Raw genomic sequence first — 22456 nt, forward strand, 5'->3', positions numbered from 1 at the left:
GCACCCGGTGCGGCGGGCGTCGGTTCAGGGGGTGTCGGTTCGGGGGGTATCGGTTCGGGGAGCGTCGGTTCGGGGGGTGCGCTGCTCATCCGACGGATGGATGCCTCTCCGGTCATGTCCAGGTGCGGGCCGGTCTGCGGACCCTGCGCGCACCGAGTATCGACGGCTGCCGGGTGGCTTCGCGATGGGGCGGATGACCTAAAGATCGGAGCCGGCGCCGGTGGCGTCGCCTTCCGACGGGGTGATTCCGGCCTGTGTCAGGCTGACCGCGAGTGCGGTACGCGAGGTCACTCCGTATTTGCGCATCGCAGAGTTCAGTTGCGCGGCGATGGTCTTCGGGGAACGCGAAAGTGCGCGTGCGATGGCCGGGTTGGTCAGACCGGTGAGCATCAACCGGACCACTTCCAGCTCGCGCGGGGACAGTTGGTCGCCGTAGCCGCGCCGTCCACCGCGCCACACTTCTCGTACCGGTGCCCCGGCCGCACGGCGCGCGACGTGCACCCGGTCAGCGTCCTTCCGGGCGCCCAGAGCCGTGAATCCGGCCTGCGCGCGGGCGAATTCGGCCAGTCCGGCATCCCTGTCCCCCGCCGCCAGCAGGCAGCCGGCCCGGCGTTCGGCCGCGAGCAGTGCCTCGTACGGTCGGGGCAGGCGCTGCCAGGCGGTGACGGCCCGGCCGAACGCCGCGGCTGCCTCGGCGCTGCGGCCCTCTCCTTCCGCCAGCACTCCGCGGCACGTCTCCAGGGCCGCGTCCGCTGTCGGCAGGTTCTTGCCGGCGAGCCCCTCCGCCAGATCCGCGACGAACTGCCGTGCCTGGCGCGGCTGTTGGACCGCGAGCAGCGCGCCGGTCCGCACCGGTGCGAACTCGGTGGCCCACAGCCAGATGTTCTTGCGGGCCACGACGTCGGCCGGTCCCTCCGTCAGCTCCAGCGCCTCGGCGGCCGACCCCTCGGCGAGCCGGATCCGCGCCAGGGCTGCCGAAGGCTCCAGCGGCAGATCCACGATGCCCCGCCGCAGCCCCGCGTCGAGCACCTGGCGCAGCCGCTCCTCGACGGTCCCGGCCCCTCCTTCGGCCACCGCCGCGGGGCCGGGATCCGCTCCGCTGCCGCCGGTCGCCCGGTCCAGCAGGGCCGTGATCAGCAGGGCGTCCAGCTGGACCACGGGTTCCTCTTCCACCCCTGCCAGGGCGGCGGCTCGCTCGGCCAGTCCGTCCCAGGCACCGGTGAACCAGTCCAGGTGCACCAGCGTCACCCGGATCATGTCCTGGAGCCGCTGGTACCGGTGTTCTTCGGCCCTGGCCAGCCCGGTCGTCAGCAGCGCTCTGGCCTCGTCGTAGCGGCCCCAACGCATGGCCGAGTTGCCGATGTTGAGTCCACCGCGGGCCAGCTGCATCATTCCTTCCGGGGTCGTCGCGGTGTCGGGCAGCTCCGCGGCCACGGCCCAGCCGACCTCATCTCCCATGTCCAGCAAGGAAGTTGCCCGGTCCACCAGCAGAGCCAGCCGCTGGTCCGCCGTCATCGGCAGCCGGGCCGCGTCGGCCGCCCGGTCCAGCCAACGGCGGTGCTCCCCGGCGGACATCAGGGTGCTCGGCGGGCTGCCGAGCGTGTTCATCGCCCAGGCGGCCTGGAACGGATCGCCGGCCAGATCCGGCAGCGCCCTCTCCAACTCCGCTGCTGCGGCGGCGTACTCGGCCGCGTGCAGCAGCATCCTTCCCAGTTGGGTCCGGACGGCCGCGCGGTCGTGCGGAGCGAGTGCCTCCCCCTCCAGCACCCTGCGCAGCGCACGGGTCAGGTCGCCGCGGCTGACCAGCCCGGTGAAGGCCATGACCGGCATCTTCTGTGCCCACCGGGCCATCGAGGCGGCGGGCGGATCGCTCCCGGTGAGCAACTCGTGCAGCAGTCCGACGGCGGTGCGATGGTCCCCGGAGGCCAGCGCGAGGTCGGCGGTCCGTTCCGCGTACTCGCGCCACTGCCCGGTGTCCCCCGCCTCCCGGTAGTGATGGGCGAGCCGGGCCACCGGCTGCGGCGTCATGGCCCGCAGCGAGCGGCCCGCTCCGAGGTGCAGGACCCGGCGGTCGGGCGCGGGCGTCATGTCGTAGACCGCGCGGGCCGCCAGCGCGTGCCGGAAACTGACCCGGCCGGCCCGGTCCTCGCCGAGCAGTCCACTGCGTACGGCGGCGTCGACGGCCCCTCCGGCAACGTTGTCCGGGAGCCCGCTCACCGTCGCGAGAACGGCCGGGCCGACCGGTTCGGCCAGCACGGAGGCGGCCTGCAGCACCCGTTGGGCGATCGGGGTGAGATGCGCTACACGCTCGGCGACGGCGTCCCGGATCGTGGGCGGCACAGCGATGTCCGCCAGCGTCCTGCGCACCCATTCGCCGTCGCGCCGGACCAGATCGGCCCGGTCGCGCAGCAGCCGGACGGACTCCTCGATCGCCAGCGGCACACCGTCGGTCCGCTCCTGGAGGAACGACGCGAAGGCCTCGGAGACGGGTTCGCCGTCGAGCATCGACGACATCAACTCGGCGGTCTGCGGCACGTCGAGCGCACCCAGGCGGATCCGTACGTGTCCGGTGCCGGACTGGGGCCGGGAGGTCAGCCGCATCAGCGCGGACTCCGGCGCGACGTCCTCGGGACGGTAGGTCAGGACCAGGCTCGTCCGGCGGGAGCGCCGGGAGGCGAGGAACAGCAGGAAGTCCAGGGTGGCCTCGTCGGCCCAGTGGACGTCCTCCAGGACCAGCACGCCGACTCCCATGGCGTCCAGCAGCTCGGCCAGCGCGCGGAAGAGCCGGTGCCGGGCGGCGCCCGCGTCCGACAGCGCCTCGGGGGCCGGCGGAAGGTCCTGCCCCCACTCGGGGAACAGCGGCCGCAGCACCCCGGCGAGGGAAGTGAGGGTCAACTCGCCGATATCGGGGCGGGCTTCGCGGGCGGCATCGACGATCGGACCGAGGGTGAGCGCCTCCCGGAACGGCGGGCACACGGCGGCCAGTGGCCGCCGGGCGGCGACACCGGGCTCGTCCAGCGCCTCCTGCACGAGCCGGCTCTTGCCGATTCCGGCCTCGCCCTCGACGAGAACCACGGCCGGTGACCGGACCAACGCCGCTCTCAGCCGGTGCAGTTCGACCGCCCGGCCGACAAAGCGCGGAGCGCTGACGCCGGGCAGCACGCGTAGAGGGCCGCCGTCCGCAGAGCGCTCCATCCGACCGCCTTCCCCACGCCGACCACATGTGCGAGTCTCGCCACCGCAGCATGCCACGACGCCCGCACCGGCCGTCCACGGGTACGCCAACTGCGGTCTCCTCCATCACTTCTGACTCTTCGTCAGTAGTGACCGTGGACCGGTCAGCCGCGTCGGCGCCTCGCCCGCGCCTCGTCCTCCATGAGGTCGTACGTCACCGCCGAGACGGGCGCGGTGAGCATGCCCACCCAGCCGTCGATGTAGTTGTTGAGCTGCGCGTCGCTGATCGGGTGCCGGTTGCGCGCATGGTCGCCCAGGAGGTTGAGGACGCTGTTGTAGAGCTGCACCTCGCGGCCCCGCCGCACCCGGTCGGGCAGCGCGCCGAGCAGTTCGGGCACCAACTCCTGGAGGACGTCGATCGCGTCCTCGATCTGACGCGGCCAGTACTCGGCGTCGGCGGTCGCGGGCGCCAGCCGGGCCAGGAACGGTACGAACATCTCGCCGGCCTCGATGCTCTCGATCAGCGGGCGCACCACCAGCCACACCGCCGCGAGGGGGTCCTCGGCCACGCCGTCGGCGCGGGCTTCCTCCAGAAGTACGGCCCGGCGCGCGTCGATGGTGCGGTAGCGGAAGGCGATCAGGTCCCGGACCAGGCCCGCCTTCGAGCCGAAGTGGTAGGTGATGACAGACGAGTTGGACTGCCCCGCCTCCATCTGGATCTCCCGCAGGGTCACGCCCTCGACCCCGCGTGCGGCGAAGAGTCGCTCGGCTGTCGTCATCACCAGTTCACGGGTCGCCTCCCCCGTGGTGTGCCGGCGTCTGCGGCCCGCGGCCTTCTCGTCCACTGCCATGGCCTCATGTTCATGGATGCGGCGCGGCACGCGCAACGTCAAAACTAATGGAGATGCATTAGAAACTATGGACAGGGGGCCCCGTCGATGGAACAGTTCGCTGCGAAGACCTGCCGACGCAGGCCTCAACCCTCCCTACTTCCGGAGGACTTCACACGATGCCGAAGATCTGGACCAACTCCGGCGACTCCCACTTCCTCGAACCGGGCGATCTCTGGGAGTTACGCCTGCCCAAGCGGCTGGCCGACCTCACCCCCAAGTCGGAGAAGGACCCGGACGGGGAGTACGAGACGGTGCATGTCGACGGTCAGTCCTTCCGTCGCAAACTGCCGACCTCGGTGGCCAGGGAGTTCCTGGAGGAGAGCCGCAAGGCGCAGGGCATCCGCGACGCCCGGGCGCGGCTGCGCGATCTGGACCAGGAGGGCGTCTGGGGCGAGGTGATCTTCCCGTCGCTGGGCATGTGGTCCTCGACCTTCCGGACGCCCGAGCTGCTCAAGGCGTGCATGCGGGCGAGCAACGAGTGGGCGCTGGAGGAGATCGCGGCCGTATCGGACCGCTATGTCGTGACCGCGCAGGTGTCGACGCTGGTGGTCGAGGACGCGATCGCCGAACTGGAGTGGGCCGCCGGACAGGGCTTCCAGGCCGTGTTCCTGCCCACCACTCCGCATCCCAGCGCACCGGACTGGCACCGCTCCGACTGGGAGCCGTTCTGGGCCGCCGCCGAACGCGCCCGTATGGTCCTCGCCTTCCACATCGGCACCGACCCGGTGGACATGACGACCGGCGGCGCGGGCCTGGTCTACCGCGGCCCCGGCGGGGCGGTCATGAACTACGCGGAGACGACGTTCTCCGGCCAGCGCGCCGCGATGAAACTGGTGGCCTCCGGCGCCCTGGACCGGCACCCGGATCTGAAGGTGCTGATCTCCGAGGGCGGCGCCACCTGGATCCCGTTCCTGGGCGACCGTATGCGGGAGGGCTACCGCCAGCATCACATGGCGGTGCGTCCCGTACTCGAACGGGACCCCAAGGAGACCCTGATGACCCAGGTGTACGCCTCCTTCCAGCACGACGAGACGGCGGTCGCCGCGTTCGACGCGATGGGCTACCGGAACGTCATGTTCGGCTCCGACTACCCGCACATGGAAGGGACTTTCGGGCACACGCAGGACACCCTCAAGACGCTGTTCGACGGTGTCTCGGACGAGACCCGACTGCGCATCACCCAGGGCGCGTTCTTCGAACTCTTCCCCGATGTGCCGCCGGTCCCCACGAGCGGGGTCTGAGCCGATGCCGCGCGACTCCGGACTGCGCGACGTGGCGATCGTGGGCGTCGGCGCCACGCCCTACTACCGACGCGGAGAGTCCGCCCACAAGAGCATCACGCACCTCGCCGGCGAGGCCGTCCTCGCCGCCTGCGCCGACGCCGGTCTCTCGGTCAAGGAGATCGACGGCTTCGCCTTCTACTCGGGCGCCGGTGCCGGTTACGGCGACAAGATGGAGTCCGTCGACTTCATGGAGACCCTCGGCATCCCCGAGGTCCGCTTCTCGGCGTCGCTCACGAACGGGGGCGGCGGCTCGGCGGGAGCAATCGGCTTGGCACGTGCGGCCATTGTCGCCGGTGACGCGACCGTCGTCGTCACAGTCATGGCCCTGCAACAGCAGCGGCAGCGCCTCGGCACGGTGATCGCGGCCAAGCCGGTGACCCCGATCGGCTCCTTCCTCCAGCCGTCCGGACTGGCGGGTCCGGGCCATCTGATGTCGGTCCTGGCCCGCCGCCACATGCACCAATTCGGCACCACCCGGGACGCGTTCGCCGAGATCGCCGTCTCCACCCGGCAGAACGCCCTCAACCGCCCCAAGGCGATCAAGAAGACACCCCTCACCCGCGAGGAGTACTTCGCCGGACGGATGATCGCCGAACCGCTCTGCGTCCACGACTTCTGCCTGGAGACGGAGGGAGCGGTCGCCGTGATCACCACCTCGGCCGACCGCGCCCGCGACCTGCGCCAGAAGCCGGTCCCCGTGGTGGCCGTCGCCCACGGCGGCACCCGGGACTGGGGCCGCGGCTTCTCCTGGTACGGCATGCCCGACGAGACCTTCACCTCCTCCGGCCACGGGCCGATCGCCGGACGCCTCTTCAAGCAGGCCGGCATCACCCCCCAGGACATCGATGTGGCCCTGATCTACGACCACTTCACCCCGATGGTGCTCATGCAGCTGGAGGACTACGGCTTCTGCGCCCAGGGCGACGGCGGCCCCTTCGTCGAGAGCGGCGCGATCCGCTACGCCCGCCGCAGGAAGCCGGGGACCGTCGCGGTGAACCCGCACGGCGGGCAGCTCTCCGAGGCGTACGTCATCGGGATGACCCAGATCGTCGAGGGCGTCGAGCAGATGCGCGGCACCGCGATCAACCAGGTCGACGACGCCGAGTTCGCCCTGTGCACCGGAGGTCCGGCGAGCCTGCCGGTCAGCGGACTGATCCTGGGACGCGACCGGTGACCGGCACGCGCATCGCGACGGCCCTGCCGTCGGACGTCGTACGGATCGCGACGGACCACGTCACCGAACCGTTCTGGCAGGCCGCGAAACAACGGCGGCTGGTGGCACCACGGTGCGGCGACTGCGGAACCTTCCGGCTGCCGCCCACCCCGTTCTGCCCCGAGTGCCAGTCCACGGCGGTCGACTGGCCCCAACTGTCCGGCCGGGCAACGGTCTACAGCTTCGCCGTGGTGCACGGTTACCCCGGGCTGCCGGATCTGACGCTGGTCCCCGCCGTCGTGGAACTGCCGGACGCACCCGGCGCGAGGCTGGTCACGAACGTGGTCGGGGTCGAACCGGCCGACGTACGGATCGGGTCGGCGCTGACGGTCGACTTCCACCCCATCAACGACGGCTGGCTGCTGCCCGTGTTCCGCGTGGCCGCCGAGGAGGGGTGAGGCATGAGCGACGACTACGAAAGCGCGCTGGAGGAGAAGCCGCTCGAGTTCCTGGCGAGCGTGGCGAACAGCGGGGGCTCCTGCGACGGCCAGGCCGTCGTCCCGGACGGCGACCGCTACCGGTGCTGGTGTTCCTGCGGCGCCTGGAACGTCGAGGCACCGACTCAGGCCGAGGGACTGCGACTTGCCCGTCTCCACACGTCCACGTCGGGGGCGGGGCCATGGGCGTGATCCTCTTCGTCCGGCACGGCAAGGCATCGGTGGGCGCGGCCGACTACGACGTGCTCTCCGACACCGGTGAGCTCCAGTCCGAGCTGCTCGGGGCAGAACTCGCCCGGCGCGGTGTCACCGCGACCCGCATCCTGACCGGCCGCCTCAACCGCCAGCAGCAGACGGCCCGTTGCGCATGTCGCGCGTCGAAGTGGTCGATGCCGGTGGAGGTCGACGAGGCGTGGAACGAGTTCCATCACGAGGACGTCGTCGCGGCGCACCGCGAGGTCGCCACCCCTGATGCCGAGCCGCTCGACCGGGCCATCCCCCGCTGGTCCTCGGGACGGTACGACCACGAGTACACGGAGCCGTTCCCCGCGTTCACGAAGCGCGTCGACGTCGCCTTGCGCACGCTGGCCGCCGACTTGGCCTCGGGAGAGACCGCTGTCGTCTTCACCAGCGCGGGGGTGATCGGGTGGATCGCCGCATCGCTGCTGGGCGGCGGTGCGCCGCAGTGGTCCGCGCTGAACCGCGTGGCGGTCAACAGCGGGGTCACGAAGGTCGTCGTGGGCAGCCGGGGCAGCACGCTCCTCACCTTCAACGAGCACTCCCACCTGCCCCCTCAACTCGTCACCTACAGATAGGGGCTGACATGGAGTCAGGCAGGAAGGTCGCCTTCATCACCGGTGTAGCCCGCGGTCAGGGCCGCGCGCACGCGGTGAAACTCGCCTCCCGGGGCATGGACATCATCGGTCTCGACATCTGCGAGGACATCGAGTCGATGGACTACCCGAACGCCACCGAGGACGACCTCCGGGCGACGGTCAAGGCCGTCGAGGAGGCGGGCGGGTCGATCGTCGCCGAGAAGGGCGACGTACGCAGCTTCGACGATCTGCAACGGGTCCTGGACCACGGCGTCGAGCGCTTCGGCCGGGTCGACGTGCTGCTCGCGAACGCGGGCATCATCCGGCTCTCCCCCGGCGGCGACCGCGACCGCACCTGGACCGACATCATCGACGTCAACCTGACCGGTGTGTGGCGCACGATCGAGGTGGTGCTGCCTGCGATCCGCGCCGGGAAGCGCGGCGGGTCAATCGTCATCACGAGTTCGGTGGCCGGTCTCAAGGGCGGCGCGAACGACAAGGCGGGCGGCCAGGCCTACACGGCGGCGAAGCGCGGACTGGTCGGGCTGATGCAGGTGCTCGCCAACGAGTACGCGGGCGAGCGGATCCGGGTCAACACCATCCATCCCACAGGGGTGTTGTCGGGCATGACGCAGAACCCGGTCATGGAGGAGCTCCACGCGCAGGCCGCCAGGGGCGAGAAGAACCCGATCAGCCAGATGCGGAACGCCCTGCCGATCGACATCCTCCGGGCCGAGGACATCGCCAACGCCGTCGCCTGGCTGGTGTCCGACGAGGCCGCCTACATCACCGGCGTCCAACTGCCCCTCGACGCGGGCTTCGCCGTCCGCTGAGTCTCGCGCCGCCGCACCCGCAGACCAAGAACTCCCCGGGAGACGACACCCATGCCCGTGACCGCTCCACACGTCCGACTCCGCTACGGCGACAAGGTTCTCGACTCCGGTTCCGGCGGTGTCTTCGAGCATCGCAACCCCTACACGGGCGAGATACAGGCGGCGATCCCCTTGGCCGGTGCCACCGAGATCGACGAGGCCGTCGAACTGGCCGCCGCCCGGGCCGAGTCCTGGCGCCGCTGGACGCCGGAGGCGCGGCGCGACGTCCTGATCCGGTTCGCCGAGCTGCTGGGCGAACACCGTCAGGAGTTCGTCGACCTCCAGGCGCTCGACGGCGGCACCCCGACCCACTTCGGCGAACGGATCGTCGACAACTCGATCAACTGGACGCGCTACTACGCCGGTTGGTGCGACAAGCTCTCCGGCGAGCTGATCTCGACCCTCGACACCCGCGGCTACTTCTCCTACACGGCACCCGAGCCGTACGGCGTCGTGGGCATCATCGTCACCTGGAACGGCCCCGTCGTGTCGCTGGGCATGAAGGTGATCCCGGCGCTGGCGGCCGGGAACTGCGTGGTGGTCAAGCCCTCGGAGTTCACCCCCTTCGCACCGCACCTGTACGCCCGACTCCTGCGCGAGGCAGGCGTACCGGACGGCGTCTGCAGCATCCTCAGCGGTGGCGCCGAGGCCGGCGAGGCCCTGGTACGCCACCCCAAGGTGGAGAAGGTGAGCTTCACCGGCGGTCCCGTCGCGGCCCGCCGGATCATGCACGCCTGCGCCGAGCAACTCAAGCCCGCCGTAATGGAGTTGGGCGGCAAGACGGGCAGCATCGTCTTCCCGGACGCCGGTGACCTCGACGCGGTGGCGAGCCGTGCCGTACGGGACAGCATCGGGGTGCTGGCCGGGCAGGGCTGTGTGGTGCCGACGCGGCTGATCGTGCACGAGGACATCTACGACGAGGTGGTCGAGCGGGTCACCGAGGTCGCCGCGACCTACCGGATGGGGGATCCGTTCGATCCCGGGGTCAAGGTGGGGCCGCTCATCAACGCGGCGGCCGTCGAGCGGGTCTGCGGGATGCTCGACCGCGCCAGGCGGGACAAGGCCGGGCGGATCACGCTCGGCGGCAACCGGGCCGGTGGCGACCTGGCCGACAAGAACTTCGTCGAGCCCACGATCATCGTCGATGTGGACTCCGAGCACGAGATCGCCCAGACGGAGGTCTTCGGACCCGTACTGCTGGTGTTCAAGTTCGCGACCGAGGACGAGGCGGTCGCCCTCGCGAACAGCACGCCGTACGGACTCGGCGCCAACATCCAGTCCACGGACCTCACTCGGGTCCACCGCGTCGCCGAGCGCCTGAAGGCCGGTGGTGTGTACGTCAACGGCGCCCGGCAGAACCTCCCGCACACCCCCTTCGGCGGCCTCGGCCTCAGCGGCTACGGCAAGGAGGGCGGCCGGGCGGGCATCGACGAGTTCCTGCGCTACAAGACCGTGTCGATCATCCCGCCGGAGTGAGGGCATGCTCCTCACAGCGCCCACCCCTACACGGGGGACACGACCCCGCGAGCGCGGTGGCCACCGAGTACGGCCGTGACCACCTCGGTGCGGGACCGCAGCCCGGTGCGGGTGAACAGCCGGGACAGCCGGTTGGCGACCGCGTCCTCGGTGAGCCGGAGCACCGTGGCGATCTGACGGTTGGTCAGGCCTTCGGCGATCAGCGTCGCGAGCAGCAACTCGCTCTCCACGGTGGCCTGTTTGCGGCCGGGGACGGTGACCCCGGCCGCGCGCATGGCGGTCCGGGTGTGGAAGCGGTCCACTGCGGCTCCGCACTGCCCGAACAGGTCGTACGCCTCGCGCAGCAGTGCGGGTGGGCCCGCGCCCGCGTCGGCCGCGGCGACGAGGGTGGTCGCGGTCTCGTACGGCTGGCCGCGCGTGCGTGCCAGTTCCACGGCCTCCTTGAGCTGCTCGCCGGCGATGGCGGGACTGTCCTGTCGTAGGACCCGGGCCGATGCGAGGAGATGGCGGAGCCTGGTCCTTCCGGTGCCCATGCGGTCGGAGACGTGTTCCAGGCGGGCCAGGCAGGTCGTCGCCTCCGCCGTGCGTCCCGCCTCCGTGAGCAACTCCGCGAGGGAGGCCCAGAGTTCGTCGGTTCCGGCGATCTGCTCGTGGGCGCCCGCCCCGTCCAGGCCGCGCCGTAGCGACTGCTCGGCGCCGGCCGGATCGCCGAGGGTCCGCAGTACCGCTGCCTGGACCGCGTCCAGGGAGTGCTCCGGTGGGCCCTCCCCCGGGGCTCGCGCACTGTCGAGCACGCGGCGGGAGCTCGTGACGCGGCCCCGGGCGAGGAGGATCGCCGAAGTCCGCGCGGGGATCAGGTACTTGTCGGTCGCGGGCGTGTGGAACTGGTTGTTGGCCAGCATCCAGCGGCTCGGTTCCAGTGCCTCGTCCCACTCGCCCCGGAGGTGGTGCCGGAGGAACAGGCTGGACCGGGGCAGCACCTCGGGGGTCAGGCCCTGCTCGGCCAGGAGTGCTTCCCCGGCGTACAGGTCACCGCCGTTGAGGAGTTCGTCGAACTTGGTGACGGTGAGGGAGTAGGCGTGGTCGGGACCGATGTGCGGCGCTTCCGGGACGGCCAGTGAGCGTCTGAAGCGTTCCGGCCGGCCCAGGGCGAGTTCGGCCGCGTCGCGGAAGCAGGCGGGATTGGCGCGGGCGCGGACCTCGGTGGCCCAGACGGGTTCCGTACGGGTCAGCAGGTCCAGTGCCTCGCGCCATCTCGCCAGGAGGCACAGGGCCAGCGCCCGGCCGGTCGTGGCGGCCAGGACGGGCAGCGGCAGTTCGTCCCACCACTGCTCCGTGGCCAGTCGGGACAGTGCGCGCCAGTCCAGGTCGTCGGCCGACTCGAACTCCAGGACACCGCAAGCCTGTTGGCGGCGGCGACGGCCGACGACCTGGGGACCCGGTCGGCGGGACGCTCGACGAGGTGACCGGCCGCCCGGCACCACCGGAGCATTCCCCTGCCTTCGGAGTCGGGATGCAGGCGTTCGGCGGCGACCGTCAACTCAGCTGCCGCGCGCCCCCGTTCGACGAGGGTCCCCGCTTCCGCGATCCGGTCCGCCAGATAGGCCACCGCGTCCGCCGCGTCGAGCCCGACCGTTGTCGGCGGCTTCCCCTCGGACGCGATGCCCGCCGCGTCCGCGTCCGCGTCCGCCCACAGTGTCTCCACCGCCGTGGCGGACAGCCGACTGCGCTCCAGCGGCCCGAGCCGCTCCCGCAGCGCGTGGGCCACCAGCGGAACCGCGAACGCCCACCCTTGTGCGGCACCGCCCTCCGGACCGGGCAGCTCCTCGACGATCTCCCCGTCGACCAACTCACCGATAGTGTCGCGGACTTGGCCGGTGGACAGCCCTGCCGACCCGGCGATCAGCGGCACGGCCCGTACGCCGAGCGGCCACAGGACGGCGAGCGCTCCGGCCACCGTGCGGCACGGCTCGCCCAGCGCGTCCAGCGCCCGCAGGAACCGGTCGCTGTCCCGCAGCACGGGCGTCGGCGTGCGCACCCCGACGAAGGCATGGCCGTCCGCCACCCTGATCACCCCCTGCCGAGCCCACTCGGCCAGCAGGCTGTCGACCGCCCCGGGCACCCCGCGCGTGAGGTCCCGCACCCGCCGGACCAGACCGGTGTCGGGGACCGCTCCCAGCCGCGCCGTCACCACGGTGGTGGTCTCGTCAGGGGTGAGCCGGGACAGCGCGATCGTGCGGGATCCCTGAACTCCCGACAGATGCGCGGTGGTTGCCTCACCGCGCCCCACGGCAGAGGCCACCACCCGGACGCCCGACGGCACCCCGGTGAAGTCGGTGCCGGCGAGCAGGGCCAGCGACTCGGGGTCGGCGTGCTGGATGTCGTCCAGCACCACGACCATCGGAGCGGGCCGCGCCAGAGCGGTGCGCAACAGTGCGGCCGTCACCGTCCCGTCGCCCCGCCCGGCCGCCCGCAGCGCCTCGGCGGGCCGGCGCTCCTCCACCGCCATGACGAGCCGCAACGCCAGCAGGTACGGCCGGGCGCCGTCACCGGGGACACTGCTCACGGCACGCACCAACACCCCTTCCGCGCGCAGCCGTTCGGCGACCTTGTTCACGAACACGGTGCGCCCGACGCCTCGTTCACCCCGGACCAGCACCAGGCGCGGCCCGCCCGGGTCCGTCAGCAGACCGTGGACCACGTCCGACTCCCGCTCGCGGCCCACCAGATGGTCGGCCGTGATGCCTGCGCCACCACGCACCGGAACGGCCATGGTCCACCGCTCTCTCTTCGACGACGTGGGCCGGGCGGGCAAGAACCGGTCCGGACATCCCCGGTCGGCCGTATGTTCGGAAACCGGCCCCGCGTCCACATTATGATCACATTCACACGGTCGCCTCCGTCGGACGACCGGCTCCGCACACACCGCCGTCAACTCGCCTGCGCCTGTTGCCCGTTCACCCGCGGAGCAGCAGCGAACCCGGAAGGGGTGGACGTGCGGGAAGGAGACCCGGTCATCGGCAGGGACGCCGAACTCCGGGATGTGACACGGACCTTGCTGTCCACCGGCGCTTCGGCCCGTACCCTCATGCTCGTCGGAGGCCCGGGCACGGGCAAGACCGCCCTGCTGGAACAAGCCCGCCGAACGGCGGCCGGCGAAGGCGCCCATGTCCTCCGGCTGCGCTGTCACGACGCCGGGAGCCCGCCCGGTGCGGCCGCCCTGGCCGACGGCGTGCACTCGGTGCTCGCCAAGTTCCACGACCGTCGCAGCCCGGTGCGGGTCGGCGCCGTCCGTCGGATCCGGCTGCAATCCACCGGCCAGGACGGCGAGTTGGCACTGCTGTCCGTACTGAGTGAGATCCTCGCGGACGCGGCGGCCCGCATCCCCTTCGCGGTGGTGGTCGACGACGTCGAACGGATGCCCCGCCCGACGGCCTCCGCCCTCGGCCTGCTGCTGCGCGTCTTCCGCCCGACTGGAGTGCCGACGGTGATGGCCGGGCGCCCGATCCGCCCCGGAGCCGACGGCGCCTCCCCCCTCACGGCGGCGGCCGACCGGCTGCTCGAACTGCCGCCGCTGCGCCCCGCCGACCTCGAAGCCCTCGTCGTACGGCGGCTCGGTCGCCCGGTCGAGCCGGCGCTCGTGACGGCGGTGCTGGCCGCGCTCGGCCCGATGGCGGGCACCCCCGCGGCCGTACTGTCGATGCTGGACGCGATGGAAGAGCACGGTGGCTTCCTGGAACTCGACGGGCAGGTGTGCCTGACCGAGCCGGAGCGAGCGCTGCGATTCACCATGGACACAACGGAGTTGAGCCGACTCTGCTGGCCCGACGACCCGCCGGACGCCGACCGTCTGGACGACGCGGCGGCGGTGGCGCGCACCCTCGAACACGCCGAGGTCCGGCTGGACGATCTGCTCCGGCTGAAGCCGGGCGGTCCGCGCCGGGCCGGGCTTGTCGACCGGGCGATCACCCCGCTGGTCAGGGACGGGATCCTGACCGTGGACAGGGACGGCCGGATGGCGTTCGCGGTCCCGGCGCTCGCGGCCACGCTGCGGGCGCTGTCCACCCACCATGACGTGTCGTCGCTGCACGCCCTGATCATCCGGTCCTTGACCGATCGGCTGGGCGCGGTGGCGGCGGGCAGTTGCTATCCGCGGCTGGCCGAACACGTGGCGGCCGCCGGGGCGGATGTGGACGACGCGCTCGCGGTGGACGTGCTGCTCGCGGCGGCCCGTGCGGACGCCAGGTCGGACTGGCCCCGGTCGGTCCGCGCCTACGCGTCGGCGCTGCGGCGCCTGGAGCCGCACGACGATCGGACGCCCGGTGTCCTGCGCGAGTCCGCCGAACTGAGCCTGCGTCACGCCGACCACACCGGTGCGCTGGCGTTGGGCGAGCCACTGCTCGCCCACCTCGCGACAACGCCGGCCGAGGAGCAGGATCGGGGCTCGCTGGACTTCGTGGCCGAGGTGTGGGCTCTGGCGGCTGTGCACGAACACCGGTTGCCGGACATTCCTGAGGTCGACGGTCCGATGCCCGCCGTAGCCCAACTCGCTGAGCTGGTCAGGCCGTTCGGGCTCAATCCGACCCCGACTTGGAGCAGGACCCGCAGGTCCTCAGCGACCGGCCGTCGGACGGGATCCGGGCCACTGCCGTCCGAATTGGAGCTACGGCTGCTGGCCGCCTCGGCGGGGAGCGGCACCGACCTGGCGGCCGCTCTGCGCACCCTGCCGACCGATGCGAACAGCACACCGGACCTGGACCGGCTCCGGAACGCGGTCGTCCACGGGGACCTGGCCGACGCCCTGTCCGCCGTGCTCGGCGACCGGTACACGGGGGCGGGGAACAGCACCGCCGCCTGGTACCACGGTATGGTCCGCGACTACCTCGACGGCGACTGGGACCGGGCCCTGATGTCCGCCCGTCGCATCGAGGCGCGCGGCCGGACCCGGGGCACGACGGCGGGCGCGGCACAGCCCGCCCGTGCGCTCGCGGCCGAAATCCATTGCACGCGCGGGGAGTTGGGGCTCGCCCAGGACTGGCTCGCGCTGATCCCGGAAGCCGTGTCGCACCCGCTGGTCGTCTGGGCCAGGCTGGGCGTGCGGTACTGGTCGGGGCAGAAGGAGGAGGCGCTGGAGAAGGCCCTGAGAGACGTACGACGATCTCGTGAGGAGGGTCTGCACTCGGGCACGGAGAAGGTGCTGCTGCGATACGTCTCGTTCGCCCTGGTGGCCGGTCTGCCGCAGGTCATGCCGGCGGCGCTGGCCGAACTGGAGGCGCTGCACGCGGTGGTGGGCTCCCCCATGACACACGAGGCGACGCTCTTCGGGCGCGGTCTGGTGCACGGCGACGCGGACAGCGCGCTGACCGCGCTCCGCTCGGTGCGCGGCCGGGGCGATGCCTACCTGGAACTGCTCTGCTGCCTGTGTCTGATGGAGATCGGCGACGCGTCCGAACCGTGGCTGGCGGAGGCCTCGCGGATCGCGCAGTCGCTGGGGATCGGGCGCGCCACCCGTACGACGCTCGGTCACATGAAGCGGCGGACCTTCGGACTGCCGAGGACGCGTCCGGTCGGGGACGCGTTCGGTGAGGAGGACGTCCGGCTGACCGCGATGGTCAGCGAGGGGGCCACGAACCGGCAGATCGCGGCGCGGCTCGCGTGGAGCGAGAAGACCGTGGAGCGGCGGCTCAGCCGGCTCTTCCGGCGCACGGGGTGCCGCTCGCGGGTGGAGTTGGCCGCGGCCTGGCTGGACGGCAGCCTCGCCCGCCGCGCGCCGGCGCCGGACGGCGCTCCGCCCAGGACCGGCGGTCCCGTGCCGGGCCCGGGCGGAGCGCGGCGGCCGTAGCCAACGCCCTTGCACGTCAGGTCAGTTGAGATGCGCGGCGTGCGTGTCGACGGGTACACCGAGTCGGCCGGTGAGCAGGGAGCCGTCGGGCTTCGCCTGGAGGTTCCACTCCAGGGCGGGGATGTAGCCGAGCACCATGAGCGCGTCGGTCATGCGCAACGGGGTGTCGCCCCAGCGCTCGTTGCGGTACTGCGCCGCGGTCACCACGAAGAGCCGGCGGGCATGGGTCCGCGCGTTGGCCGCGCCGCGGTCCCTGCCCATGTGCAGGGTCTGGAGTGCCGACGCTCTCCCGCCGTGTCCGGGCGACGTGTTCTCTCCTACGGCCAGTGCCTCGCCCCGGGTGGCCGCGGTGTGCAGGCGGGCCGATCGCGCGCCCAGTCCGTCGGTCACCGAGGGAGTGGCCGCCGAGCCCACCAGGACGACCGTGGCGAGGGTCCCGACCGGCCCGGAGACCAGCTCGGAGATGAGCGCCTGCGCCAGGAGCAGGACATCGTTGTCGTCTCCGGTCAGGGCGATCGGTCCGCTCAGCCGCGAGAGGTCGACCAGCATGCGCTCGCCTCTGTGGAGGCCGAGGGTGACGGTCAGGGAGTACGGATGTGTGGGTCCGTCGCCCCTGTTGCCTCCTCGCCGTAGCTTGGCCGTGTCCACGGACCACTCCTTTCCGGAGACGTCCGCGGTCCAGGGTGCCGGCGCGTGCTTGTCCGCCTCGGCGAGCCGTAAGGTCAGCCGCTGTCCCGAGTGGACGACGGCGTTGATGTCCGGCAGCGGGCGTCCGCCGTGCGGACGTCCCGCGGCCACGGCGCGCAGGCCCAGCGCGACTGTCTCGAGTGCCCTGCGGTTGGCACCCGACAGTGTCGAACGGCCGTGCGCGGAGGAGGAGTTGCGCCGCCGGCGGGTCACCGCGGCCCCGAGCAGTAACAGGCCGAGCACCACGCACAGGGCAATGGACGCGATCATGCGGCCACCTTTGTTGCTAGAAGTTGCCAGAGACGGTCACCGGTCGTGGGGACGCGGGCCGTCGGCGTGAGTCGGCGACGGCGAAGCGAACCGGTGGACGAAGGGCGTCAGAACGCGCTTCCTACGGCATCGTCGCGCGCCCGCGGTTTCCGGCGAAAGCCGAAACCGCCAACCTTGCCGGTCCGTACAGGGAGTTGACGGGATCCTCCCGGCCGGGGCCGGCCTCGCACGGCGGACCGGGATCAGGTCGCCTCGGCGACTCGCGCCAGGTTTCCCTCGGCTCGCGGACGCGGGAGCGATGGCGCGAGTGCGGGGTCCTGGCCGGTGACACCATCGTCCTCCCGAACCTCATGGACGATCCCAGTTGCGAGTTGGGGGGCACATGCCTCAGCAAGTAGTCGGCGAGAGCCTGCGCGTGGCGATCCACGCCCCCGCTCCCCTGATCCGCGCCGGGCTGGCCGGCTTCGTCGCCATGGAGCCGCGGCTGCGCGAGGTGCCGCCGGACAGGAGCCGGGAGGCCGACGCGATCGTGGTCGCGGTGGACGTTGCGGACGCCTCCGTCCTGGACCTGCTCCCCAGCCTGAGCGACAACCCGCGCGCCCGCTTCCTGGTGGTCGTGAGCCAGCGCTGGCAGGCCGATGTGTCGGCGGCCAGGCACCGGGGCGTCCGAGCCGTCGTGTGGTGGGACTTCTGCAGCCCGGACGTCTTCGTCCGCACGGTCCGCGCCGTGGCGGGCGAGGACGGGACCGAGTCCCCCACGCGTCCACGACAGACCGCCGCCCGAACGCCACTGAGTTCGCGCGAGGTGGCCGTCCTGCGCCTGATCGCCGAGGGCAGGCAGTGCGACGAGATCGCGACCGAACTCGCCTATTCCGAACGTACGGTGCGCTACATCCTCTACGGCGCGATGAAGCGCCTGCGGGCCCGCAATCGCGCCCATGCCGTCTCGTACGCGATTCGGGCCGGACTGATCTGAGCCGCCGTACCATCGGTCTCCGGCACGGGAGTTGACGGAGGAGTCACCGGTGAACCTGGGCAGCCACCTCACTCAGCGTCTGCTGAGCCTTCCCGCACCGCTCACCCGCGATCTGGCCGTCGAGCACGATCTACGGGTGCCGATGCGCGACGGCACCGTCCTGTTGGCCGACCGCTGGCGGCCGAGGTCCGGCGGGGACGGCCTGCCGACCGTGCTTCTGCGGAGTCCGTACGGCAGGTCGGGGATGGCCGTGGGGCCGATGGTCCGGCCGTTGGCCGAACGCGGCTTCCAGGTGCTGATCCAGAGCACGCGCGGGACGTTCGGTTCCGGCGGCGTCTTCGACCCCCTGCGACAGGAGCGCGAGGACGGGCTGGACACCCTGGACTGGGTGATCGCGCAGCCCTGGTTCGGCGAGGCGATGGTGCTGTACGGCATGAGCTACCTCGGCTTCGTGCAGTGGGCCGTCGCCGATCAACTGCCGCCGCAGGCGATGATCCCGGTGGTGTCGGAGTCGGCGCTCACCCTGGAGTTCCTGCGCGCGGACGGGTTCTCGCTGGAGACGCCGTTCGGCTGGGGTGTCATGGTCGCCGGGCAGGAACGCCGCTGGGCCGTTCCGCGCCAACTGCTGGGCGCGCGGCGGGTTCGCCGGGCCATGTCCGAACTACCGCTGAACCAGGCCGACTTCGCCGCCCTCGGCCATCGCTCCGACTACATCCAGGACGTCCTCGCCCACGACGCCGGTACGCCGCACTGGACGGACCTCGACCACCGCCGTCGGGTGGCCGACATCGCCGTACCGGTGAGTTCGGTCGGCGGCTGGTACGACATCTTCCTGCCGGGCCAACTCCGCGACCACCAGGCCCTGGTGGCGGCCGGACGGCAGGCCCGGCTCACGGTCGGACCGTGGTCGCACACCTCCCGGGGTGTGGGCGTCACGGCGGCCGGCGAGGCCCTCGGCTTCGGTCTCGCCCTCGCGCGCGGCGAGCAGCCGCCCGAGCGTGCGCCGGTCCGGTTGTTCGTCATGGGCGCGGACACCTGGCGCGACATCCCGTCCTGGCCGCCGCCGGACTGCACACCGCAGCGCTTCCACCTCCACGCGGGCGGCCTCCTGTCCACCGACCCGGCTGCCGAATCCGCGCCGGACCGCTACCGCTACGACCCGGCCGACCCGACTCCGGCCGTCGGCGGCGTGCGCCTGGCCCTCGGGGTGAAGGGCGGCCGTGTCGACAACTCCGGGCTCGAAGCCCGGCCGGACGTGCTGAACTACACGACTGCCGTACTGGACGCGGACGTTGACGTCATCGGCGAGGTGAGCGCCGAGATCTGGTTCCGCTCCGACCTGCCCCACGCGGATGTGTTCGTCCGGCTGTGCGACGTGGACGCCAAGGGCCGCTCGACGAACGTGTGCGACGGCCTGGTCGGTCTGACCGGCGCCGACCGGACCTCCTGCGCGACCGTGCGGCTGTGGCCGACGGCCTATCGATTCCGGCGCGGTCATCGCATCCGCGTCCAGGTGTCCAGCGGCGCATTTCCGCGCTACAACCGCAATCCGGGCACCGGCGAACCCAGGGCGACGGCCACGAGTCTGCGCGCCGGGAACCACGAGGTGTTCCATGACCCGGAACACCTGTCCGCGATACTTCTGCCGGTCTGCCCGACAACGCGGAAAAACGCCTCGGCCGGGCGGGACCTCAAAAGTGGACTAGACATTAGTGGACTAGACAATTAATGCCGCATCAACCGCCGTCCGAGGCCCCGGAATACGCCCCCGAGGCCCGGCCGGTCTCGGGGCGCAAATTGCCCCACCGAGACCGGACCGGCATGCCGACTAGTCAATTGTCATATGCCCCGGCGTGTTTATACCTCCAGGGTGGCCTCGAGGCGCTTGAGGTTATGCCTCGCCAGCGCCAGATTGCTGCGCTCCCGGTCCAGCGCCAGATACAGGAAGAGCGAGCCTCGCGTGCTCGCCAGCGGCCTGATCAGGTGGTACTGCCGACCGAGGGTGATCAGGATGTCCTCGATCCGGTCGTCCAGGTTGATGGACTTCAGCGTGCGCTGCTTCGCCCGCACGACCTCGGTGTTGCCCGCCCCCGCGACCTCCAGGTCCAGATGCGGTCCGCCGCCCAACGCCCCCAGCGTCATGCCGCTCTCGTAGTCGACCAGGGACACCCCCAGGGCCCCGTCGATAGTCATCGCTTCCTTGAGCGTCGCCTCAATGTTCATGTGGTGTTGCCTCGTTCCCCTCACGCCCCGGCAAGATTCAGCATCTCGCCACGAAAACGGTCTCAAAGCGAACCGTTCGGGTATCAGACAACACCATCTTTGGTCAGAGTTGCGATGGTTGGCAAATAAAGTAGTCTGCACTCGGAGTGACTGAAGGGGGGACCTTTGTCATCGCTCGACGCCGTACTCGGCCGCGCCCTGACCACGCCCGGCATCAGTGGAGCCGCCGTGCTCGATGCCGTCACCGGCCTTTCGTATGCGGAGTCCGGTGATGTGAGCGGCAGTCAGGACTCCAGCGAAATAGCGGAGTTGGCCCGTACCCGCCTTACCCGGGCAGGCGCGGCAGGGGAGTTGGAGAGCGTCATCGTGACCACCTCCACCCGGCATCTGGTGACGATCCAACTCCCGCGGCAGGGCGACCCCTTGCTGTTGTGCGCGACCGTGGACCGCGACCGCACCAACCTCACCTGGGCGCTGCGCGAACTGAACCGGCACGCCGACGAGTTGCTCGCATGACGGAAGGCACCGAGGTACCGCTCGCCGACTCCCGCAACGTTCCGGCCCTGTTGGCGGCGCTCCGGAGCCGACGGCGTTCCTGCACCGTGCTCGTGACCGGCACCCCGGGCGGCTCGATCCATGTGCGGGACGGACTGGTGGTGGCCATGGAGACCCCTGGCGCCCCGGGCATCGAGGGCCTGTTGCTCAGGTCGGGCCGGATCGGCGAACAGACGTGGTCGGCGGTCCGCGCCTCCGACACCAGCCATGAACGCCTCGCCGCCGAGCTCGTGGACCGCGGGCTGATCGGTGCCGGCGAGTTGGAGGTCATCAGTCTGAGCGCGCTGTTCGACGCCGCCTTCGCGCTCTCCCTCGCCGTACCCGACAGCTGGGAGGTGACCGACCCCGTGCCGACGCTGTACCGCAATGCCGGTGTCACCCCCGAGCGACTCCTGGACGAGGTGTCCCGGCGCATCGACCTGCTGGCCGGGCAACCCGGTTCGGCCGCCGCCCTCGCCCGCACCCGGATGCAGCCGACGTCCACCGCGCCGCTCGCCGGAACCGTCGGCGGGCTGCCGGCCCGGCACCAGGAGGTACTGGCCACCGCGGACGGCCGCCGGACGGCGCGGGACATCGCCTTCGCTCTCGGCCGCGGTCTGTTCGCCGTCATGCTCGACCTACGACACCTGCTGGACCGCGGTCTCGTCCGGCCGCACACACCCTCGACGGACCGGCGGCCGAGCACGGCACCGCGTATCGCGCCCTCCGCGGTGGCGCCCGCCGCGCTCGACCCCGTATCGCTCCCGCGTCGCCACCCCGGCCGGAACTCCGCGCCGACTCAGCGGCCCCACGACTGAAGCACCCTTCCCCGGCCGTGCCCCCAACCGGCTCCCCTCCTGCCTCGTTGCCCCACCGCCTGCACGCAAACAGGAAGAAGACGCCATGAGCGACCCCGTGACCGACCTCCTCATCGCCCTGCGGGACAACGTAATGGGAGTCACCGAAACCACGCTGGCCACCAGTGACGGGCTCGTCGTGGCGAGTGACACGACCAAGACGCACCCCGAGTCCATGGCCGCGGTGGCGGCGGCGACCCTCGCTCTCGGCCACCGGCTCGCCGACCAGGGCGGCACCGGGCACCTCCGTGAGATCAGCGCGCGGTGCAGCACGGGCCATGTCATCGTGACGGCCGTCGGCGACCGGGCGCTGCTCGCCGTGGTCGCGGACGACGGCCTGGACGAAGCGGCGTTCCGCCGTGAGATCCCGGCCGTCACGGCGGGACTGCGCCGGCATCTCGACGAGGACGTGTAGCCGGGCTCACCAGCCACTGCGGCAACGCCCCGGAAGGGAGGGGCGGCATGTCGAATGCGCCGGATCCCGATCGACGTGAGAGTGGAAGCAGCAGTACCTCCACGACTCAGGAGCACCCTCGTGACCGTAACCGCGGATCTGGCGATCTCCCTCGACGGCTATATCGCCGGCACCGACGTGACCATCGACAACCCCGGCGGCGACGGCGCCGAGCCGCTCTTCGAGTGGATCCACGGTCTCGCGAGCTGGCGGGAGCGCCAGGGCATGACCGGCGGGGTGGAGAACCGCGACTCCGAGTTGATGCGCGAGTGGTTCGACGCGACCGGAGCGGTGGTGATGGGCCGGATGATGTACGACACCGGTGAGGAGTTCTGGGGCGCCGACCCGCCCTTCCGGACCCCGGTCTTCGTCCTCACCCACCGCCCCCGCCCGACCCTCGCCAAAGAGGGCGGCACGACCTTCACGTTCGTCACCGACGGCATCCACAGC

At 71.5% G+C, this 22456-nt stretch carries 19 protein-coding genes and 1 pseudogene; 14 read left to right on the top strand and 6 right to left on the bottom strand.

Features of this window, described 5'->3' with window-relative positions; all coding sequences use genetic code 11:
• Positions 1 to 198: 198 nt before the first annotated feature.
• Together JHN63_RS37845 and JHN63_RS37850 are read right to left on the bottom strand one after the other, a co-directional pair.
• Positions 199 to 3195, bottom strand: coding sequence for a helix-turn-helix transcriptional regulator (locus JHN63_RS37845; protein ID WP_200689572.1), 2997 nt, complete (start codon positions 3193 to 3195; stop codon positions 199 to 201).
• A 143-nt stretch (positions 3196 to 3338) separates the two neighbouring features.
• Entirely contained in the window at positions 3339 to 4025 is a 687-nt protein-coding gene (locus JHN63_RS37850; protein WP_200689574.1) for a TetR/AcrR family transcriptional regulator, read from the bottom strand.
• 158 nt (positions 4026 to 4183) lie between these two features.
• On the opposite strand from JHN63_RS37850, the gene JHN63_RS37855 reads away from it, so the two are divergent.
• The 7 genes from JHN63_RS37855 to JHN63_RS37885 are packed head-to-tail and all read left to right on the top strand — an operon-like array spanning position 4184 to position 10163.
• A complete protein-coding gene (locus JHN63_RS37855; protein WP_200689576.1) occupies positions 4184 to 5308 on the top strand; it encodes an amidohydrolase family protein in 1125 nt (374 codons plus the stop codon).
• A 4-nt stretch (positions 5309 to 5312) separates the two neighbouring features.
• Positions 5313 to 6524 (top strand): lipid-transfer protein, encoded by a 1212-nt coding sequence (locus JHN63_RS37860; RefSeq protein ID WP_200689578.1) that lies wholly within the window; start codon positions 5313 to 5315, stop codon positions 6522 to 6524.
• Positions 6521 to 6961 carry a Zn-ribbon domain-containing OB-fold protein gene (locus JHN63_RS37865; protein ID WP_200689586.1) on the top strand — a complete coding sequence of 147 codons (441 nt, stop codon included), beginning with the start codon at positions 6521 to 6523 and terminating at the stop codon, positions 6959 to 6961. The genes JHN63_RS37860 and JHN63_RS37865 overlap by 4 nt, the downstream gene beginning before the upstream one ends.
• A 3-nt stretch (positions 6962 to 6964) precedes the next feature.
• The gene (locus JHN63_RS37870) at positions 6965 to 7192 is read left to right on the top strand and encodes a hypothetical protein (RefSeq protein WP_200689588.1); all 228 of its coding nucleotides are present in this window, start codon (positions 6965 to 6967) and stop codon (positions 7190 to 7192) included.
• Positions 7183 to 7815 (top strand): histidine phosphatase family protein, encoded by a 633-nt coding sequence (locus JHN63_RS37875; RefSeq protein WP_200689590.1) that lies wholly within the window; start codon positions 7183 to 7185, stop codon positions 7813 to 7815. Before JHN63_RS37870 ends, JHN63_RS37875 begins: the two co-directional genes overlap by 10 nt.
• An 8-nt stretch (positions 7816 to 7823) precedes the next feature.
• Positions 7824 to 8648, top strand: a complete 825-nt coding sequence (locus JHN63_RS37880) for a mycofactocin-coupled SDR family oxidoreductase (protein WP_200689593.1) — start codon at positions 7824 to 7826, stop codon at positions 8646 to 8648.
• A 57-nt stretch (positions 8649 to 8705) separates the two neighbouring features.
• Positions 8706 to 10163 carry an aldehyde dehydrogenase gene (locus tag JHN63_RS37885; RefSeq protein WP_200689595.1) on the top strand — a complete coding sequence of 486 codons (1458 nt, stop codon included), beginning with the start codon at positions 8706 to 8708 and terminating at the stop codon, positions 10161 to 10163.
• A 26-nt stretch (positions 10164 to 10189) separates the two neighbouring features.
• Here JHN63_RS37885 and JHN63_RS54425 read toward each other — a convergent pair whose 3' ends face one another.
• Together JHN63_RS54425 and JHN63_RS54430 are read right to left on the bottom strand one after the other, a co-directional pair.
• The gene (locus tag JHN63_RS54425; RefSeq protein WP_307782074.1) at positions 10190 to 11644 is read right to left on the bottom strand and encodes a LuxR C-terminal-related transcriptional regulator; all 1455 of its coding nucleotides are present in this window, start codon (positions 11642 to 11644) and stop codon (positions 10190 to 10192) included.
• Positions 11645 to 12564: 920 nt separating this feature from the next.
• A pseudogene (locus JHN63_RS54430) lies at positions 12565 to 12936 on the bottom strand (ATP-binding protein); the annotation flags it as partial.
• Between the two features lie 222 nt (positions 12937 to 13158).
• Between JHN63_RS54430 and JHN63_RS37895 the strand changes: the two are divergent.
• Complete coding sequence (locus JHN63_RS37895) at positions 13159 to 16005, top strand: LuxR family transcriptional regulator (RefSeq protein ID WP_307782075.1); 2847 nt, start codon at positions 13159 to 13161, stop codon at positions 16003 to 16005.
• Between the two features lie 21 nt (positions 16006 to 16026).
• Here the strand turns inward: JHN63_RS37895 and JHN63_RS37900 are convergent, their stop codons facing one another.
• Positions 16027 to 16962, bottom strand: a complete 936-nt coding sequence (locus JHN63_RS37900) for a hypothetical protein (RefSeq protein ID WP_200689600.1) — start codon at positions 16960 to 16962, stop codon at positions 16027 to 16029.
• Between the two features lie 382 nt (positions 16963 to 17344).
• On the opposite strand from JHN63_RS37900, the gene JHN63_RS37905 reads away from it, so the two are divergent.
• Positions 17345 to 17938 (top strand): response regulator transcription factor, encoded by a 594-nt coding sequence (locus JHN63_RS37905; protein WP_234478303.1) that lies wholly within the window; start codon positions 17345 to 17347, stop codon positions 17936 to 17938.
• A 49-nt stretch (positions 17939 to 17987) separates the two neighbouring features.
• Positions 17988 to 19667, top strand: coding sequence for a CocE/NonD family hydrolase (locus JHN63_RS37910; protein ID WP_200689603.1), 1680 nt, complete (start codon positions 17988 to 17990; stop codon positions 19665 to 19667).
• A 128-nt stretch (positions 19668 to 19795) separates the two neighbouring features.
• On the opposite strand, the gene JHN63_RS37915 is transcribed toward JHN63_RS37910, so the two are convergent.
• Positions 19796 to 20161, bottom strand: coding sequence for a hypothetical protein (locus tag JHN63_RS37915; RefSeq protein WP_200689605.1), 366 nt, complete (start codon positions 20159 to 20161; stop codon positions 19796 to 19798).
• Between the two features lie 165 nt (positions 20162 to 20326).
• Between JHN63_RS37915 and JHN63_RS37920 the strand changes: the two genes are divergently transcribed.
• The 4 genes from JHN63_RS37920 to JHN63_RS37935 form a co-directional block, all read left to right on the top strand.
• Positions 20327 to 20677, top strand: coding sequence for a hypothetical protein (locus JHN63_RS37920; RefSeq protein WP_200689607.1), 351 nt, complete (start codon positions 20327 to 20329; stop codon positions 20675 to 20677).
• A complete protein-coding gene (locus JHN63_RS37925) occupies positions 20674 to 21513 on the top strand; it encodes a hypothetical protein (protein WP_200689610.1) in 840 nt (279 codons plus the stop codon). The genes JHN63_RS37920 and JHN63_RS37925 overlap by 4 nt, the downstream gene beginning before the upstream one ends.
• A gap of 85 nt (positions 21514 to 21598) precedes the next feature.
• A complete protein-coding gene (locus tag JHN63_RS37930) occupies positions 21599 to 21967 on the top strand; it encodes a roadblock/LC7 domain-containing protein (protein WP_200689616.1) in 369 nt (122 codons plus the stop codon).
• Between the two features lie 120 nt (positions 21968 to 22087).
• On the top strand, positions 22088 to 22456 hold a 369-nt coding region (locus tag JHN63_RS37935; protein ID WP_374222979.1), incomplete at its 3' end, for a dihydrofolate reductase family protein.

Origin of the sequence: Streptomyces sp. MBT65, assembly GCF_016612545.1 — a bacterium.
In the GTDB taxonomy this organism is placed as follows: Bacteria; Actinomycetota; Actinomycetes; order Streptomycetales; family Streptomycetaceae; genus Streptomyces.

Bases quoted from the DNA above. Each gene is read 5' to 3' on its own strand.
- JHN63_RS37930 (WP_200689616.1), top strand. From the start codon at position 21,599: ATGAGCGACCCCGTGACCGACCTCCTCATCGCCCTGCGGGACAACGTA.
- JHN63_RS37905 (WP_234478303.1), top strand. From the start codon at position 17,345: ATGCCTCAGCAAGTAGTCGGCGAGAGCCTGCGCGTGGCGATCCACGCC.
- JHN63_RS37845 (WP_200689572.1), bottom strand. From the start codon at position 3,195: ATGGAGCGCTCTGCGGACGGCGGCCCTCTACGCGTGCTGCCCGGCGTC.
- JHN63_RS37880 (WP_200689593.1), top strand. From the start codon at position 7,824: ATGGAGTCAGGCAGGAAGGTCGCCTTCATCACCGGTGTAGCCCGCGGT.
- JHN63_RS37875 (WP_200689590.1), top strand. From the start codon at position 7,183: ATGGGCGTGATCCTCTTCGTCCGGCACGGCAAGGCATCGGTGGGCGCG.
- JHN63_RS37855 (WP_200689576.1), top strand. From the start codon at position 4,184: ATGCCGAAGATCTGGACCAACTCCGGCGACTCCCACTTCCTCGAACCG.
- JHN63_RS37860 (WP_200689578.1), top strand. From the start codon at position 5,313: ATGCCGCGCGACTCCGGACTGCGCGACGTGGCGATCGTGGGCGTCGGC.
- JHN63_RS37870 (WP_200689588.1), top strand. From the start codon at position 6,965: ATGAGCGACGACTACGAAAGCGCGCTGGAGGAGAAGCCGCTCGAGTTC.
- JHN63_RS37915 (WP_200689605.1), bottom strand. From the start codon at position 20,161: ATGAACATTGAGGCGACGCTCAAGGAAGCGATGACTATCGACGGGGCC.
- JHN63_RS37925 (WP_200689610.1), top strand. From the start codon at position 20,674: ATGACGGAAGGCACCGAGGTACCGCTCGCCGACTCCCGCAACGTTCCG.
- JHN63_RS37900 (WP_200689600.1), bottom strand. From the start codon at position 16,962: ATGATCGCGTCCATTGCCCTGTGCGTGGTGCTCGGCCTGTTACTGCTC.
- JHN63_RS37850 (WP_200689574.1), bottom strand. From the start codon at position 4,025: ATGGCAGTGGACGAGAAGGCCGCGGGCCGCAGACGCCGGCACACCACG.